Genomic DNA, 16,998 nt, shown 5'->3' with positions numbered 1-16,998 from the left:
TTACCTTACCACTAGATTGACAAGGCGATTAGGAACAATAACCACCTCAGCTATTTCCTTACCCTGAATAAATCGCTGTACATTAAGCATATTCTGCGCTTGAGCTTCAATCATCTCTCTTGTTGCATCCACCCCTACTACAATCTGCCCTCGCCGTTTACCATTCACCTGAATAATAAGCTCAATTTCTGCTTTGATTAAAGCCTCTGGGTTAGCCTCTGGCCAAGAAACATCAATGATAGCTTCTTTATGACCCAACGCCAGCCATAATCGATGGCAAATATGAGGGGTAATAGGTGAAAGTAATAATACAACAGCTTCTAAGGCTTCCTGACGCCCAGAGTATCCCTGAGGAGAATTATCATCAAACTTTGCTAACGTATTCATCAGCTCCATAACTGCCGCAATTGCAGTATTAAACGTATAACGTCGCCCAATGTCATCACCGACTTTAGCAATAGTTTCATGAACCTTCCGATGAAGATTTTTCTGCTCAGTGGTTAAGGTTTTAAGATCAAAATCTAACTTAGCCACTTTGCCTTGAGCTACATGGGCAGCAACTGTACGCCAAAGTCGCTTAAGAAACCGATACGATCCTTCCACACCACTTTCGGACCACTCTAATGATTGCTCCGGAGGAGCAGCAAACATGATAAATAAACGAGCCGTATCAGCTCCATACCGATCAATGAGCGCTTGAGGATCTACCGTATTTCCTTTAGATTTAGACATCTTTGCCCCATCTTTAAGTACCATTCCTTGAGTAAGTAGGTTGGTAAAAGGCTCATGTCCATTGACCAAACCCATATCTCGTAGCACTTTATAAAAAAAACGAGCGTAGAGTAAATGTAATACCGCGTGCTCAATGCCGCCAATATATTGATCTACAGAGAGCCAATAATGTCCTCGTTTATCAGTCATGGCTGTATTATTATCTGGGCAACAGTAGCGAACATAATACCAAGAGGACTCAAAGAAAGTATCAAAGGTATCTGTTTCTCGTTCAGCCTGATTACCACATTGAGGACAAATCGTCTGATAAAACTCAGGCATCTGCTTAAGTGGCGAACAAACCCCATCAAATTGCACCCCTTCAGGGAGCACTACAGGTAATTCTTTCTCTGATACCGGTACTGCACCACATTGAGTACAATTAATAATAGGAATAGGGGTACCCCAGTAACGCTGGCGTGATACTCCCCAATCTCGCAGCCGGTAATTAATCATACGCTGCCCTCTGCCTATCTGCTCCAAATGCTGGGCAATAGCTACAAATGCTTGATCAAAATTAAGACCAGTAAATTGACCAGAATTGATGAGTACCCCTTTCTCAACAAAAGCAGATTGGCTTAAATCCCAAACCTTATCATCATCTTGAGGGGTAATGACTTGTTTAATTGGTAGCCCGTAGGTTTTAGCAAACTCATAATCTCGCTGATCATGGGCTGGAACAGCCATCACCGCCCCAGTACCATAACCCATCAACACAAAATTAGCGATCCAAATAGGCACTGCTTCTCCAGTCAGCGGATGAATAGCTTTACGGCCAGTATCCATACCTTTTTTGACTAGAGTCTCTACGACCGCCTCCGAAGTCGTAGTACGTTGGCATTCTTCAATAAATAGTGCCAACTCAGGCTTAGTTTTTACTGCCTCCAAAGACAGGGGGTGCTCAGCAGCTACTGAAATAAAGGTTACCCCCATTAAAGTATCCGGGCGGGTAGTAAATACGGATAAGGGTTGATTTCCATCTACCTGAAACTGAATTTCAACCCCCTCAGAGCGACCAATCCAATTACGTTGCATCGTACGCACTTGCTCTGGCCAGCCTGTAAGCTGATCCAAACCGTTAAGTAACTCCTCCCCATAAGCCGTAATTTTCAAGAACCATTGAGGTATTTCACGCCGCTCTACAATTGCACCTGAACGCCAACCCCGCCCGTCCACAACCTGTTCATTGGCTAACACAGTTTGATCGACCGGATCCCAATTTACTGAAGCCGTTTTTTTATATACCAACCCCTTAGCCAATAGTTTAGTAAATAACCATTGTTCCCAGCGATAATAGTCAGCGCGACAAGTGGCTAATTCACGAGACCAATCATACGCAAAACCTAGTCGCTTTAGCTGCCTGCGCATATAATCAATATTTTTATACGTCCACTCATCTGGGGGTACTCGGTTTTGAATAGCTGCATTTTCTGCAGGCAGGCCGAAAGCATCCCAGCCCATAGGTTGGAGTACATTTTTACCTTTCATATGCTGATAGCGGGCAATCACATCACCAATGGTATAATTGCGTACATGTCCCATATGTAGCCGTCCACTGGGGTAGGGAAACATGGATAAACAATAAAATTTTTCCTTGCTTGGATCTTCAGTAACGCAAAAACTTTGCTGTTGCTCCCAGTACGCTTGAGCCTCAGCTTCAATCTGCTCTGGCTGGTAATGCTCGTCCATTAAAATTTATAAGCTCAAATAATTAAAAAATTAAAATACCCTAATACTTATGCTAACTACTTAGGTATGAAATGGAGGTGAACCTAAAAATAACTGATAAGCTGGATTGTCACTCTCTTCTTGATAAACATAAGTGAGCTCATCCAAGAAAGTCTGAAACTCTTTTCTTTCAGCACTAGGCACCTGAATCCCTATCAAAACTCGACCATACGCAGCTCCATGATTACGATAATGGAATAAACTAATATTCCAGCGATTCCCCATATGGGCTAAAAAACTTAATAAAGCGCCAGGGCGCTCAGGAAACTCAAACCGATAGAGCACCTCATTCTTCAGCTCTGGAGCATGTCCACCTACCATATAACGTATATGGAGTTTAGCCATTTCATTAGCAGTCATATCTACTACCGGATAGCCTTGAGCTTGGAGTTGCTGGAGCAATTGATTTTTAATCTGGCTGCCATTACGCATCTGAACTCCTACAAATATATGGGCATCACTTGGATCTGCATAGCGGTAATTAAACTCTGTAATCCCATAATCACCAATTGCTTCACAAAACTTCAAAAAACTACCTTGTTTTTCCGGTATCGTGACACAAAATAAAGCTTCGCGCTGCCCCCCTAACTCGGCCTGCTCAGTGATATAACGCAACCGATCAAAATTGGTATTAGCACCGCTATTAATAGCCACCAGATGTTGACCCCGAAGCCCTTCACGGGCTACATAGCGCTTTAACCCAGCAATAGCCAAAGCGCCTGCGGGTTCGGCAATAGAGCGAGTATCCTCAAAAATATCCATAACCGCTGCGCAAATTGCATCACTATCCACCAAAATGACCTCATCAACAGTTTCTTGAGCGATACGAAAAGACTCCTCCCCCATTTGACGTACAGCAACACCATCGGCAAAAATACCCACATGATCTAATCGAATCGGCTTTCCCATTTCCAAAGAACGATAAAGGGTTGGAGCATCCTCAGGCTCTACGCCGATAATTCGAATCTCAGGAAATAAAGCTTTCACATAAGCAGAAATTCCTGCAATAAGACCACCCCCACCAACAGGTACAAATATGGCCCGTAGCGGCCTTGAGTGCTGACGTAAGATTTCCATCCCAATAGTCCCTTGGCCAGCAATCACATCCGGATCATCATAAGCGTGAATGAAAGTACGTCCCTCGTTTTTAGCCAAAGTTAAGGCGTGCTGATAAGCTTCATCATAGGTATCTCCGATCAGTACAATCTCAGCACCTAGATCCTGAACCGATTCAACTTTAATGGACGGGGTAGTTCTTGGCATCACAATCCGTGCATGAATGCCTAATTTACGCGCGGAAAGCGCAACCCCTTGGGCATGATTGCCTGCTGAGGCGGCAATCACCCCACGACGACACGCCTCTTCTGATAGATAGGTAAGTTTGTTATGAGCGCCTCGAAGCTTAAAACAGAAAGTTGATTGCAGATCTTCTCGTTTTAGCAAGATACTATTTTGTAACCGCAGTGAAAGACGCCGCATTGAATCCAGTGGAGTCTCTCTGGCAAGCTCATAAACTCGGGACTTAAGAATACGCTCAACATAAGAGTATAGTATGGCCATACATTAACAATAATAAATAATAGTGTTAGCAGCTTCTTGTTTTACATATAATTTATTAAAGTAACAGATAATATAACTTTTGGAGTAGAGTGATGAGTCCTGATGAAATGAAAAAGCTAGTGGCTAAAGCCGCCCTTGAGTATATAGAGGTAGGTACTATTATCGGTGTTGGTACTGGCTCTACGGTTAACCATTTCATTGATCTGCTAAAGACAGTTAAAGGCAAAATTGAGGGCGCCGTATCTAGCTCTGAATCCTCTACAACGCAGCTTAAAGCCTTGAATATCCCAGTTTATGATCTGAACTCCGTGGGTGAAATTCCAATTTATATTGATGGTGCCGATGAATCTAATCACTATCTACAACTGATTAAAGGTGGTGGTGGCGCACTCACCCGTGAGAAAGTTATTGCTGCTGCCAGCAAAAAATTTATCTGTATTGCTGAGCAGTCAAAACTGGTTGATATACTAGGCAAATTTCCACTTCCTGTTGAAGTGATTCCAATGGCTCGTAGCTATGTTGCCCGACAAGTTATTAAACTTGGTGGCCAGCCCGTCTATCGTGAGGGTTTTACTACTGATAATGGCAATCAGATTCTTGATATTCATGGATTGTCAATTATGGAGCCTGCTAAATTGGAAACGCAATTAAATAATATCACGGGAGTAGTGACTAACGGCCTTTTTGCTATCAGTCCAGCAGATATGCTCATTCTTGGTACTGCATCAGGGGCAAAGACAGTTTATCCTAAAGGTACTTAATAAACGCTACGATCTTTAGCCTATCATGTTTAAACCTTTATCCCTTTATATAGGTCTACGCTACACTCGAGCTAAGCAGAATAATTATTTTATTTCTTTTATCTCTCTTACTTCTATGCTGGGAGTAGCCTTAGGTGTAGCAGCTTTAATTACCGTGCTCTCAGTGATGAACGGTTTTGAGAAAGAGCTACGTACTCGTATTTTAGGTACGATTGCTCATGTCACTATCACAGGTCATGATGGAACACTGAAAAACTGGCAGGAGCTAAAAGCTAAAGTAAAAGCGGATCCCAGAATAGCCGGTATTGCTCCCTTTGTAGAGGGGCAAGCCATGGTTACTCACAGTAGTCGGGTACAAGGCACGTTAATTCGAGGAATTCAGTTAGATCAAGAAGATCAAGTCGATGATATCCGTAGCAAAATAAAGATAGGTAACTTAGATAGCTTACGCCCAAAAAGCTTCCAGATAGTATTAGGTATAGACTTAGCTCGCTCCTTAGGTGTTTTTGTTGGCGATAAAATTATCGTGGTAACCCCTCAAGCAACAGCTACCCCAGCGGGAATTATCCCACGAATTAAGCAGGTAACAGTAAGCGGAATTTTCCAAGTAGGGATGTATGAATATGATAGTGCCCTTGCAATCATGAATATAGAAGATGCGGCAACACTGTTTCGCCTCCAAGGAAAAATCAGCGGGCTTCGCCTTAAGCTCCACGATCTATTTAGAGCCCCTGAAATTGCTTACGAATTACGGGAAACACTTCCCGATAACTACCAAACAGCAGACTGGGCTTACCAACACGCCAATTTTTTCCGCGCCTTAAAAACTGAGAAAACAGTTATGTTTGTCATCCTGTTTCTCATTGTTGCTGTGGCCGCTTTTAACATCGTCTCTACCTTAGTCATGGTCGTCACTGATAAACAAGCAGATATCGCTATCCTACGCACTTTGGGAGCGACTCCGGCAAGCATCATGGGAGTCTTTATGGTTCAGGGGACAATTATTGGTCTTATTGGCACATTCTTAGGCATGATAGGCGGAGTTGCGCTTGCCTCTAACGTAGAAACCGTAGTGCCCCATATCGAATCCCTTTTTGGTGTGCAATTCCTACCTCCAGAAATTTATTATATTAGCGAGTTACCTTCAGAGCTAAGCTGGAACGATGTCACTACTATTTGCGGTGCCTCTTTTGTACTCTGTGTTCTAGTTACCCTATATCCTGCTTGGCGAGCAGCCCGAACTCAACCCGCAGAAGCGCTACGCTATGTATGATATCTGTAAATGAAATGACTACATTAATTGATTGATTTTACAGTTTTATAGGGGTAGAGTGCTGAACTAATAGCGTTTAATTATAAATTTCTACCTATATTAAATTTTAATTTTCCCCTATGAGCAAATTTGATGAAGCTATCGATAAATATTCCGCAGAAGTTAAAAGATTAAATTTAGATATCTCTCATGACTTTCTAGTTTCAGTCGCCAAAAGCCTAGGACCCTCTATTTATAATGCCAATTCGGAGCTTGTTTCTTCTACTAGCCAAGATGAGTTAGGAACTGTCAGGAAAAATTTTTTAATTGGTAAGTTGGGGCTTAAAGAGGATCCTGAATTAGACCAAGCCATAAAAGAAGTAATAGAAAAATTAGGCAGCGCCAATCGAAAAAAATACAGAACCTTATTCTATGCCTTGCTTATTAAAAGATTTAATAAAGAAGCATTGTATATATAATCAAATATAATTTTTACGATTTTCCATAAAAAATTATCCTTCTTGCTTCTAGGCAAAAAAGGGAAATGTGTCTTATTTATATTCATACTAGATAATCAGGAAGTAATTGCTCTCCCGTGAGTTCTAGTTCACCTACAGAGATAATCTTAAGTTGCCACAAATTAGGCCGAAGCTTCGCTGATGGTTATCTCTTGATAGAAGTGCTGCGAGAGATAAATTTGTCTGTAACCCAAGGAGAACGAATAGCTATTGTAGGAACCTCTGGATCTGGCAAAAGTACCTTACTCCACTTATTGGGAGGGCTAGATCACCCAACTCGAGGCGAAGTCTGGGTTGCTAACCAGAATATGGCTCAGCTTAGCGATGTAAAGCGCGGACAGCTACGTAACCGTACCCTAGGATTTGTCTACCAATTTCACCACTTACTACCAGAATTCACTGCCCTAGAGAATGTTGCTCTACCTTTACTTATTGCAGGCGCTAAAGCAGCAAAAGCACGAAAAAAAGCAAAAACACTCCTAGAGCGGGTTGGATTAGAGGCGCGCCTTCATCACAAACCAGGAAAATTATCAGGGGGTGAGCGTCAGCGGGCTGCAGTAGCACGAGCACTTGTTACCGATCCTAATTGTGTACTAGCAGATGAACCCACCGGTAACTTAGATCGGGCAAATGCTGAACAAATTTTTAACTTAATGCTGGATCTTAATCGAGATTTAAATACAGCACTGATAGTAGTTACTCATGATCCTCATTTAGCCATGCAAATGAATCGGGTTCTTACTTTAGTAGACGGCCAGTTAGTGCAAGGATTATTACCCTAAAATAACTCACCTCTTACCTACGTCTGCGGTACTATCCTTTTACGCACTCGTTCTTTCCAATGTCGATATACCCCTAATCGCCATGAATAATTCATACCTAAACCACCGAGAATACTCGCTACTAAACCTACCACTACAGATCCCAGTAGAAACGGCTGCCAAATAGTAAGAAACCCTGTTTTTAGCCATTGCCAAGTAGCTTCAAATTCTATCATTTCAATCGGGCTTCCTAGTAACCAAGCCCCAACCTTATAGTTAAAAAAATATATTGGCCCCATCGTAAAAGGGTTATTAAACCAAACGACTGAGATACACACTGGCAGATTAACTCGCGCCCATATGGCAGCAATCACTGCCAGCAGCGTATGACCGGGTACCGGGATAAAAGCAATAAATAAGCTGATACTTACTGCCCAAGCTACCGATCGACGGTTGAGATACCACAGATTAGGGGTGGATAACCACTCCCCAAAGTGACGTAGATGTTTATGTTCCTTAATATATTGAGGTTTTGGTAGATAGCGTTTAAGAATTCTCCGTGACATAACGATACCCTATAAATTCACATTGTTTATTATCTCTAAGTTACGCTCTTATGGGTATAACAATACATTAAATTTTATCACCGGAATCTGATTTATCGCAAAGTATGGTATTAAACTCCCTTGCTTTTCTTGCAGGAGTGACGCTTCTGCAACAATTACCCCAGTTACCAGACCCTAAATGGTCTTGGCTCCTATTGGGGTGTATTCCATTCATCCTTCTTTATAAACACCTAAGACCACTATTACTGATCATTGCTGGGTTTCTTTGGGCGCTTTTCCGCGCAGATCTATTACTTTCCCAAGAATTACCTCTAACATTAGAAGGGCAGGATGTGCTCCTAGATGGTATTATAGCCTCTATTCCTGATGATCAAAATCATAGCCTACATTTTACATTTGCCTCTAAACGCTTACTATTTAAAGATCAAGTTTGGGATACACCCCAATGGATACGTTTAAACTGGTATCAAAAACCACCTTCTAAGCTCAAAGTAGGGGATCATTGGCAATTAATAGCCCGACTTAAGCGACCACGAGGGTTTATGAATCTAGGAGGATTTGATTATGAAGGTTGGCTCTTCCAACAAGGTTTTCGAGCTACCGGCTACGTTCGGGAATCAGCCGCCAATCATCTTATCGAATCCCATCGGTATTACTACCCTATTGATCGAATTCGTCAGTATCTACTTGAGCAGATTAATGTCGTACTTTCTGGTAGCCCCCAACGAGGGCTAGTAGAGGCACTTACCTTAGGTAAAGAGCATAATATTCTCCCTCAACAATGGCAAGTTCTGGAACGTACAGGAACCATTCATCTAGTCTCAATCTCAGGGCTACATATTAGTTTATTAGCTGGATGGGTTTATTTTCTAGGACGACGGCTCTGGTCTTTGCGGGCGGCTAATATTTTAATCTTACCCGCTCATCAAGCGGCTGCTATTGGTGCTCTCATGAGTGCTTTGTGTTACGCAGGTTTGGCTGGCTTCTCCGTTCCCACTCAACGGGCGCTGATTATGGTAGGTCTCGTCATGCTTGCGATATTACTAAAACGCCCCATTCACGTCTCCCGTACCCTTGCGCTGGCCCTATTATTAGTGCTTATTTGGGACCCGCTTTCCGTTCTTACCGCAGGATTTTGGCTTTCCTTTGGATCAGTTGCAATACTGATAATTGGAATGGCAGGATTTCGGCCATCTTCTTCCACTGAAACTGCTTACCCTAGTGCTATTTTTTATCATTTTGAGCGTCTTTGGCGGCAGTGGGGTAAAGCTCAATGGGTAGTGGCTATTGGGTTAGCTCCAATACTCCTGTACCAATTCCAGCGCCTTTCCTTAGTGGCTCCTCTTACAAATATAATCGCTATTCCTTGGGTAGAACTGCTTATCGTTCCAATATTACTTCTGGGAACATTATTGCTTATACCTTTTCCTACTGTAGGAATCCCTATTATTCGTTTTGCCGATCACCTGCTCGCTATACTCTGGAAATTCCTTACTTGGTGTGCGACCCTTCCTCTAGCTCAGTGGGATCACCAAGCCCCTCCCTTATGGGTGCTCATTTCAGCCACGCTTGGAAGCTTGCTTATCCTCGCTCCACGAGGATTACCCGGACGCTGGCTAGGATCGATTGCGCTACTCCCTTTGTTTTTGCTACCACAAGCACGCCCAGCTGATGGATCTCTATGGTTTACCCTGCTTGATGTGGGACAAGGTCTAGCGGCAGTTGCTCGTACTCGCCACCATACCTTAGTGTTTGATACGGGCCCTCGCTACAGTTCCCAATTTAATGCAGGTGAAGCCGTAATCGCTCCCTTTCTCCGTAGTCAAGGCATCCATCATATGGATACTTTAATTATCAGCCATAGTGATAATGACCATGCTGGGGGGGCAACAGGACTCCTACATCAAATACCCGCCACCCAAATACTTACCAGCACGCCTAATCAACTCAATAAGATTGAAGCACAGCAATGTATTCGCGGCCAACGCTGGCATTGGGATGGAATCGATTTTCAAATACTTCACCCTTCATCAGATTCTGGCCAAGGTAACAATCATTCCTGTGTACTGCGTATCACTAGAGGAGAGCAGCACATTCTTATTGCCGCGGATATTCAGCGCCAAGCAGAGCATGCACTAGTGACCGCTAATTCCTCTAATCTCTCAGCGACTATTTTAGTAGCCCCTCATCATGGTAGCTTGACCTCTTCAAGCCCTGCCTTTATCACTGCTGTTAATCCTAAGCACGTCCTTTTTGCTGTAGGCTATCGGAATCAATGGCACTTTCCTCAACCTTCGATTGTTCAGCGCTATCTTCAGCATGGAGCAAAAACATGGGATACCGCCCGCCATGGAGCGATTACATTCCATTTAGATCAAAATACCCTCAATGATCCAGAGACTTTCAGGCAGCGTAATCGCCACTATTGGACCGGGGATTAGCATGATTGAGTAATAGATAGCAATAAATACTTTTACCTTTTAAAAGCCCGTGGCAACATCACCAAAATAAAATAACAACGCTAAAGGATAGCAGCCAATAGACGAATTAATAAACTGAGGAATTTAGATCAAGCATTATCAATTTAAAAAGAAAGAAGAAAAAATGTCCTTTCAAACCCCAATCACCATTGCAGAAGCGGTTCATAAAATTACGGAAAATAGCTACCTATTACCGGCGATTCAACGAGAATTTGTGTGGTCTCACGATAAAATTGAATGGCTCTTTGACTCCATTATGAAAAGCTACCCCATTAGTTCGTTTTTATTTTGGGAGGTAAAAGAAAATGCAAAAAAATATAAATTTTATAAATTTATTTCTGAATTCAGAGAAAGATATAAAACACATAATGAAGAGATTTCAACAAATGGCCTATCGTCTTTCATTGCTATTTTAGACGGCCAGCAGCGCTTAACCGCTTTATATATCGGCTTAAAGGGAAATTATGCTTATAAAGTTACTGGGAAGAGATGGGAAGATACTGAGCGGAATATTCCTACAAGACGATTGTATTTAAATATAGATGAAAAGCTCTCTGATCAAGAAGATGGGCGGGTTTATGAATTCAAGTTTTTAATAGACTCCAACACGCATAGCCAAAGAATATATAAGGATTCTCGTAATATCTCATGGTTTAAAGTAGGGGAAATATTAAATTTCCCTAGCGATGAGGATCTTGATAGCTTTATAGAATCATTTAGCGCGTTTTCAAAAAATACGATACGCCAATTAAGACGGGTAATTACCCGAGATACCCCCATTAATTTCTTTTTATTAAAATCGGATCAAGAGATAGATACCGCTTTAAATATTTTTATACGCATCAATAGTGGTGGTAAACCCTTAGATTTTTCTGATTTAGTCATGTCTATGGTCATTGCAAACTGGGTAACTAGAGATGCACGGAAGGAAATTCATCAATTAGTAGATAATATTCAAGACAAAGGATTTACCATAAGTAAAGATTTAATATTAAGAGCATATCTTTATTTGTATAGTGCAGATATTACGTTTACAGCTAAGAATTTTTCCAAAGAAAATAGTCAATCCTTTGAAAAAGAGTGGGATAAAATTAGAGATTGCTTACTGTCTACCTTTGATTTGATGAAAGTATTTGGGTTTAATGATTCCACATTAATCTCAAAAAACTCTATTCTGCCCATCGCTTATTATTTATATCATAAAGATATTTATGAGGATTACAGCACTAAAATAAAATATAAAGAAGATCGGGTTCATATAAAAACATGGTTGCATATCAGCTTGTTAAAACAAGTTTTTGGAGGGGTATCAAATAATACCTTATCTCAAATTAGACAAGCTTTCACTGGGAATATTAGAGATACGAAAATTACTTCAGGTATTGATTTTTTTCCCTCCGAAAAGATTTTTTCACATATCAGGAAAGAGGCTAGTGTGGGTGAAGAATTTATAGCTGAACTACTGATCACTCAATATAAACATAAACATGAACGCTCATTCTCCCTATTATCCCTGTTATTTCCTCATTTAGATTATGAGAACAATGCATTCCATAAAGATCATTTGCATCCAGTAAAACAATTTGAAGCAATATCTCAAGCCACTCAAGGTCAATACAACGAGAAAGACTATCACTCTATTGTTAATTTACAAATGTTAAATGCTAATGAAAACAGCGCAAAGCAGGAGATCTCCCTCGCTGAATGGATTGATCAGGAACCCGCATCCAGAGATAGAACGGCTTTCCTAGAGGCTCACCTATTACCCACAGATATGACAGATTTTTCAATTCATAATTTTGATGAATTTTATACTAAAAGAAAAATATTATTGACTGAAAAATTAACAGAGCTACTTAAGTAGTTTTTTAGTGCTTAAAATTTAAAATCTTTACTGTAGTTATTTGACACAGAAAAATTTTTAATCTACCTATTCATCTAACCATACACCATCATGCCCGCCCCTCATTCAGAATCTGGATTTACCATCTATCGTCGCCTCCTCAGTCACGCCCACCCGTACCGATGGATTTTTATGCTCTCAGTGGTCATGATGGTGGTCTATGCCAGTACCGAAACCGGGCTAGCCGCGCTGATGAAACCGCTCATGGATGGAAGCTTTGTTGAACGGGATCAGACCACTATTCAATCTATTCCGCTTCTATTGATCGGTTTATTCTTAGTCCGCGGGGTAGCCAGTTTTATCACCAATTACGGCTTACGCTGGATAGCCCGTCGGGTAGTAGAGGATTTACGAGAAGGCATGTTTTCTCATCTTCTAAACTTACCAGCACGCTTTTATGATCAAAATCCTTCTGGACAGCTCCTTGCTAAGCTTATCTATGATGTAGAACAGGTCTCTAATGCGGCCACTGATGCCGTACTAACTATAATTCGCGACTTCCTCACCATTATCGGGCTACTTATTTGGATGGTGTACCTCAATGGGCTATTCACTCTTGTGGTTTTAGTGACAACCCCGATAATTGGCCTTATCGTTAGATTTGTCAGCTATCGTTTTCGCCGTATTAGCCAAAAAATTCAAACCTCCATAGGAGAAGTTAGCCACGTTGCCCAAGAGGGTATTGAAGGTTATCGAGAAATCAAAATATTTGGAGGACAAACTTACGAAACCCAGCGTTTTAGCCGAGCTAATGCTCGAAATCGCCAGCAAGCCATGAAAATGGTTGCTATTGACTCTATCAGCCAGCCTACTATTCAGCTTGTTGCTGTTTTAGGGCTAGCCGGCGTAATTTATTTAGCCACCCGCGAATCGGTACTTACCCAGATTAGTATTGGCACTTTTATCTCTTTTATTACAGCGATGATGATGCTGCTCGCCCCCATTAAGCGCCTCACTAAGATTAATGGTACTTTGCAGAGAGGGATTGCGGCTGCCCAGAGTATCTTTAGTTTACTGGAAGAAGCACCAGAATTAGATCGAGGCCAGAAAAGTATCGATAGAGCTCAAGGGGCAATCAATATTGAACAATTATCTTTTCGCTATACGCCTAACAGTAGTTGGGTGCTTACTAATATTAATCTCAATATAGCCGCTGGCCAAACTGTAGCGTTAGTAGGGCACTCCGGTAGTGGTAAATCCACTTTAGTTAGCTTATTAGCGCGCTTTTATGAAACTGGCTCCGGGCGAATCACTTTGGATGGTGCTGATATTCGAGATTTTCGTCTTACTGAGCTGCGTAGACAGATTGCCTTAGTGAATCAGCAAATCGTTTTATTCAATGATACTATTGCCCATAACATCGCTTACGGAGGCGATGATACGCAAATTAGCAGAACGGACATTATCCATGCCGCTAAAGCCGCTCATGCCATGGAGTTTATTGAACGTCTACCTAAAGGGCTGGATACTATTATTGGAGAAAACGGGGTATTGCTTTCTGGAGGACAACGGCAACGACTAGCCATTGCCCGCGCCTTACTTAAAGATGCACCCGTTCTCATCTTAGATGAAGCCACCGCCTCGTTGGATACTGAAGCTGAGCGACATATCCAAGCAGCGTTAGAGACCTTAATGGAGCAACGAACCACCCTAGTCATTGCCCATCGCCTTTCTACCGTAGAAAGGGCTGATAACATTGTGGTTCTTCATCGAGGCCAAATTATAGAAATGGGCCCCCATAGTCAGCTTCTTGCCCAAAATAGCCACTATGCTGAACTCTACCGCTTACAGTTTCGTAATAGTAATCCATATCCCCTAGCTCCTGTTGTCAATGTTTGATTATAAAAAAATTATCCTTAACTATTGGTACAGTTATCATTTTAGTCGTTGGTTACTCACACCTCTCAGTACTCTATTTCGACTCGTAGTCATCTTACGCCGATGGGCTTATGTTCGAGAATTATTGTCTGTCCAGAGACTCCCCATACCGGTTTTAGTAGTTGGTAACCTTACTCTAGGAGGCACAGGAAAAACGCCGCTAGTTATTTGGTTAGCTCAATTTCTCCAACACCATGGCTATTACCCAGGAATTATTAGCCGCGGCTATGGAGGTAAAGCTCAAAATTATCCTCAGCGTGTCTATCCTAGTAGCGATCCTAATCTTGTTGGTGATGAAGCCGTTATCTTGTCTCGACGCACTACATGCCCCATCGTGGTAGGGCCCGATCGAGTGGCTGCTGCCAGAGCGCTTTTAGCCCACTCAGATTGTAATGTCTTGCTCTCAGATGATGGGCTACAACATTACGCTCTAGGTCGAGATATAGAAATCTTAGTTGTGGATGGAGTGCGACGTTTCGGCAACGGATACTGCTTACCCGCTGGGCCTTTAAGAGAGCCTTTAAGTCGCATCCAAACTGTAGATTTAGTCGTAATTAACAGCGGTGATGCTCAAAAAAATGAATTTGCTATGGAGTTACATATTCAAAAAGCCCATTGCCTTAAAAGCCGTACGGTACGCGCTCTAAAAAAATTTAAGCGTACTGAAATACATGGTGTGGCAGGAATTGGAAATCCACAGCGATTTTTTACTCAGCTACAAAAACTAGGTATCAGCGTTTGCCAACATTTTTTTCCTGATCATCACTGCTTTGAACCTAAGGATCTTGTCTTTGGCGATAATCAGCCAATTCTCATGACGGAGAAAGATGCAGTAAAATGTGAACGTTTTGCTCGCGATAACTATTGGTATGTACCTATTAACACTTCTCTGCCTATATCCTTTGGCGAGCAAGTATTAAGCTTATTACAGCGGGCTTCTAAACAACATACAGAAATAATAGGATAACCTATGGACAAAAAATTACTTGAAATACTGGCCTGCCCCATATGTAAAAGCGGATTGGTCTATAAAAAAACAGCTCAGGAATTGATTTGCAAAGCTTGCCGTCTTGCTTATCCTATTCGAGATGATATTCCAGTGATGCTAGAGGAAAAAGCAAGACTTCTTTCCCCAGATGAAAAAGTTTGATTTTTTATCTTAATGCTTTTCTCTTATCTCATTGCTATGGATAACATAAGCGCAACCCCTAGTGCTTGATCTTTCCCATATATAGTCTAATCTAACTAATAACGGTAGAACCTTGTTAGCCGTTAAAGTCTTGGGGTTAGGGTAATAAAAATAATTTAATCTATTGAAAACAGACAAGAGGTCAAATAAAGAAGATGTGCTTAAATAGCCAGTATTAAATAATTTAATTAAATCTAATAACTCTTTTATGAGGGCTATAGTGATGAAAAAATTACCTGCTAAAGCGCTTGTTTTAACAGTGCTTTTATTCGCCCCCTTACTTCATGCACAATCCAGTACGACTTTTACACCTGAAGTTGCAGTCGCGCCTCCACCTATACCTTCACCTAGTGGTGGACCTTTACCTGCTCCTCCATCTTTACCTAAGCCTTAAAGCATCATTTCCTGAGAATAGCCTGTGGTGATGAAGTAATGATTACAAGTATTTATGACGAAAATAACAATCTTACTTACGTATGCTTAGTGTACCAGATCAATCAAGCTTCCGATTAAATCAGGAGAATCGGATGGTAGCAGCGTTTTAGTTACTGATTTGCTGGCATCAACAAAGGGTTCCTGCTTAATTACATGGGTAAAGTATCTGAGCTCCTTCTTTCTCCAGATGAAAAGAAGGAGCTCATAAACTTTTATAGTGAAAAATAGCTTATATTAGGCTTCGCTGATAGCGGCTATGGGCAGATCGCTATAGAAATACCTAATTCAATTCTAAATCTTAGGCTAATGTTTTTCGCTAAAACTACTCTACTCATAAGCCATCCTAAAGATCTTGCGCTAGGAGTGCCTTCGTTCTTCTCCTATAAATTAAATACCAAAAATGAAAAAGCTTAATTTTTTATCCCCTGTATTATCACGAGTAATAAAATATAAGCATAATCCCTAATGCTTGTCTTATAACTAAATGTTCTATGAAACTTATAGACGTATAGTGATGAAAGAAGTAAAAGAACTAATTCCTAAAGTACTTTTTGCTGCGGCGCTTTTATTTACTCCCTTACTACCACCACTCCCCAACCTAATCCATCACCTAGCCCCCCTCCGGCTTCATCTCCATCAACTCACACCCCGCCTCCCACCTTCCCTAGTACTATCCCTGAAAGTAGCCTGTGGTGGAGCCCTAGAGCCCGCAAGATTCAGGTACTAGCTATAGATAGTAGCAATGGCAGCTTAGCCGGCTCAACAATACTTATTAGTAATATCCTCCTCCCTTTCCTTAATAATAATATTAGCTTGATCCATCAAACCTCTGATCCAGATATGTATTTAATCATTAATCAACAACAAGGTTTCCAATCAAATCAAATTCTCGTAGGCGTTTATGTTCTGAAGAAATTAAATCACCTTATTGGGGTATATGCTCTAGCGAATCTTTTTGATAACCCACAGGATGTTGTGGATGGCCAAATAGCCCCAATATCCATATCAACAGGGGCTCGAATAAGCAGTGTAGATGGTTATTTATCTGTAACCCTAGGCCCTATTGCTGAATCATTAAGCAATTTTTCCTCTAAAATCTCACCTTTGCTAGATAGTACTAATTTGGCAAAAATAAAAGATTTCATTACTCCCGCTGAAGATTTATACTCTTACTTACGATAACATTCTGATATTCA

The 16,998-nt window shown here is 41.4% G+C and carries 14 protein-coding genes; 11 read left to right on the top strand and 3 right to left on the bottom strand.

From position 1 onward, the window contains the following. A complete protein-coding gene (gene leuS / locus TAO_RS02705; RefSeq protein ID WP_096526499.1) occupies positions 1 to 2,460 on the bottom strand; it encodes a leucine--tRNA ligase in 2,460 nt (819 codons plus the stop codon). Between the two features lie 60 nt (positions 2,461 to 2,520). Then, positions 2,521 to 4,059 carry a threonine ammonia-lyase, biosynthetic gene (gene ilvA / locus TAO_RS02700; RefSeq protein ID WP_172419050.1) on the bottom strand — a complete coding sequence of 513 codons (1,539 nt, stop codon included), beginning with the start codon at positions 4,057 to 4,059 and terminating at the stop codon, positions 2,521 to 2,523. Between the two features lie 92 nt (positions 4,060 to 4,151). On the opposite strand from ilvA, the gene rpiA reads away from it, so the two are divergent. The 4 genes from rpiA (at position 4,152) to lolD (ending at position 7,372) form a co-directional block, all read left to right on the top strand. After that, entirely contained in the window at positions 4,152 to 4,820 is a 669-nt protein-coding gene (rpiA, locus tag TAO_RS02695) for a ribose-5-phosphate isomerase RpiA (protein ID WP_096526498.1), read from the top strand. A 25-nt stretch (positions 4,821 to 4,845) separates the two neighbouring features. Further along, entirely contained in the window at positions 4,846 to 6,093 is a 1,248-nt protein-coding gene (locus tag TAO_RS02690) for a lipoprotein-releasing ABC transporter permease subunit (RefSeq protein ID WP_096526497.1), read from the top strand. Between the two features lie 119 nt (positions 6,094 to 6,212). Continuing rightward, on the top strand, positions 6,213 to 6,551 hold the full coding sequence (locus tag TAO_RS02685) for a DUF2853 family protein (protein ID WP_096526496.1): 339 nt from the start codon (positions 6,213 to 6,215) through the stop codon (positions 6,549 to 6,551). A gap of 116 nt (positions 6,552 to 6,667) precedes the next feature. Then, on the top strand, positions 6,668 to 7,372 hold the full coding sequence (lolD, locus tag TAO_RS02680) for a lipoprotein-releasing ABC transporter ATP-binding protein LolD (RefSeq protein WP_096526495.1): 705 nt from the start codon (positions 6,668 to 6,670) through the stop codon (positions 7,370 to 7,372). Between the two features lie 17 nt (positions 7,373 to 7,389). On the opposite strand, the gene TAO_RS02675 is transcribed toward lolD, so the two are convergent. Continuing rightward, complete coding sequence (locus tag TAO_RS02675; RefSeq protein WP_096526494.1) at positions 7,390 to 7,917, bottom strand: DUF2062 domain-containing protein; 528 nt, start codon at positions 7,915 to 7,917, stop codon at positions 7,390 to 7,392. Between the two features lie 104 nt (positions 7,918 to 8,021). Between TAO_RS02675 and TAO_RS02670 the strand changes: the two genes are divergently transcribed. From TAO_RS02670 to TAO_RS02640, 7 genes are all read left to right on the top strand, one after another. Continuing rightward, positions 8,022 to 10,358 carry a DNA internalization-related competence protein ComEC/Rec2 gene (locus TAO_RS02670; RefSeq protein WP_096526493.1) on the top strand — a complete coding sequence of 779 codons (2,337 nt, stop codon included), beginning with the start codon at positions 8,022 to 8,024 and terminating at the stop codon, positions 10,356 to 10,358. 163 nt (positions 10,359 to 10,521) lie between these two features. Next, positions 10,522 to 12,261, top strand: coding sequence for a DUF262 domain-containing protein (locus TAO_RS02665; protein WP_096526492.1), 1,740 nt, complete (start codon positions 10,522 to 10,524; stop codon positions 12,259 to 12,261). Positions 12,262 to 12,351: 90 nt separating this feature from the next. Continuing rightward, positions 12,352 to 14,139, top strand: coding sequence for a lipid A export permease/ATP-binding protein MsbA (gene msbA / locus TAO_RS02660; RefSeq protein WP_096526491.1), 1,788 nt, complete (start codon positions 12,352 to 12,354; stop codon positions 14,137 to 14,139). Further along, positions 14,132 to 15,145, top strand: a complete 1,014-nt coding sequence (gene lpxK, locus TAO_RS02655) for a tetraacyldisaccharide 4'-kinase (RefSeq protein WP_096526490.1) — start codon at positions 14,132 to 14,134, stop codon at positions 15,143 to 15,145. Before msbA ends, lpxK begins: the two co-directional genes overlap by 8 nt. Before the next feature lie 3 nt (positions 15,146 to 15,148). Then, positions 15,149 to 15,328 (top strand): Trm112 family protein, encoded by a 180-nt coding sequence (locus TAO_RS02650; RefSeq protein ID WP_096526489.1) that lies wholly within the window; start codon positions 15,149 to 15,151, stop codon positions 15,326 to 15,328. Between the two features lie 262 nt (positions 15,329 to 15,590). Continuing rightward, positions 15,591 to 15,761 carry a hypothetical protein gene (locus tag TAO_RS09630; RefSeq protein ID WP_172419049.1) on the top strand — a complete coding sequence of 57 codons (171 nt, stop codon included), beginning with the start codon at positions 15,591 to 15,593 and terminating at the stop codon, positions 15,759 to 15,761. A gap of 854 nt (positions 15,762 to 16,615) precedes the next feature. Further along, a complete protein-coding gene (locus TAO_RS02640) occupies positions 16,616 to 16,984 on the top strand; it encodes a hypothetical protein (protein WP_145955141.1) in 369 nt (122 codons plus the stop codon). Positions 16,985 to 16,998: the final 14 nt, after the last annotated feature.

The organism is Candidatus Nitrosoglobus terrae (assembly GCF_002356115.1).
Lineage (GTDB): Bacteria > Pseudomonadota > Gammaproteobacteria > Nitrosococcales > Nitrosococcaceae > Nitrosoglobus > Nitrosoglobus terrae.
The sequence above is the reverse complement of the archived record's forward strand: the minus strand, read 5'-3'. Positions and strand labels throughout refer to the sequence as shown.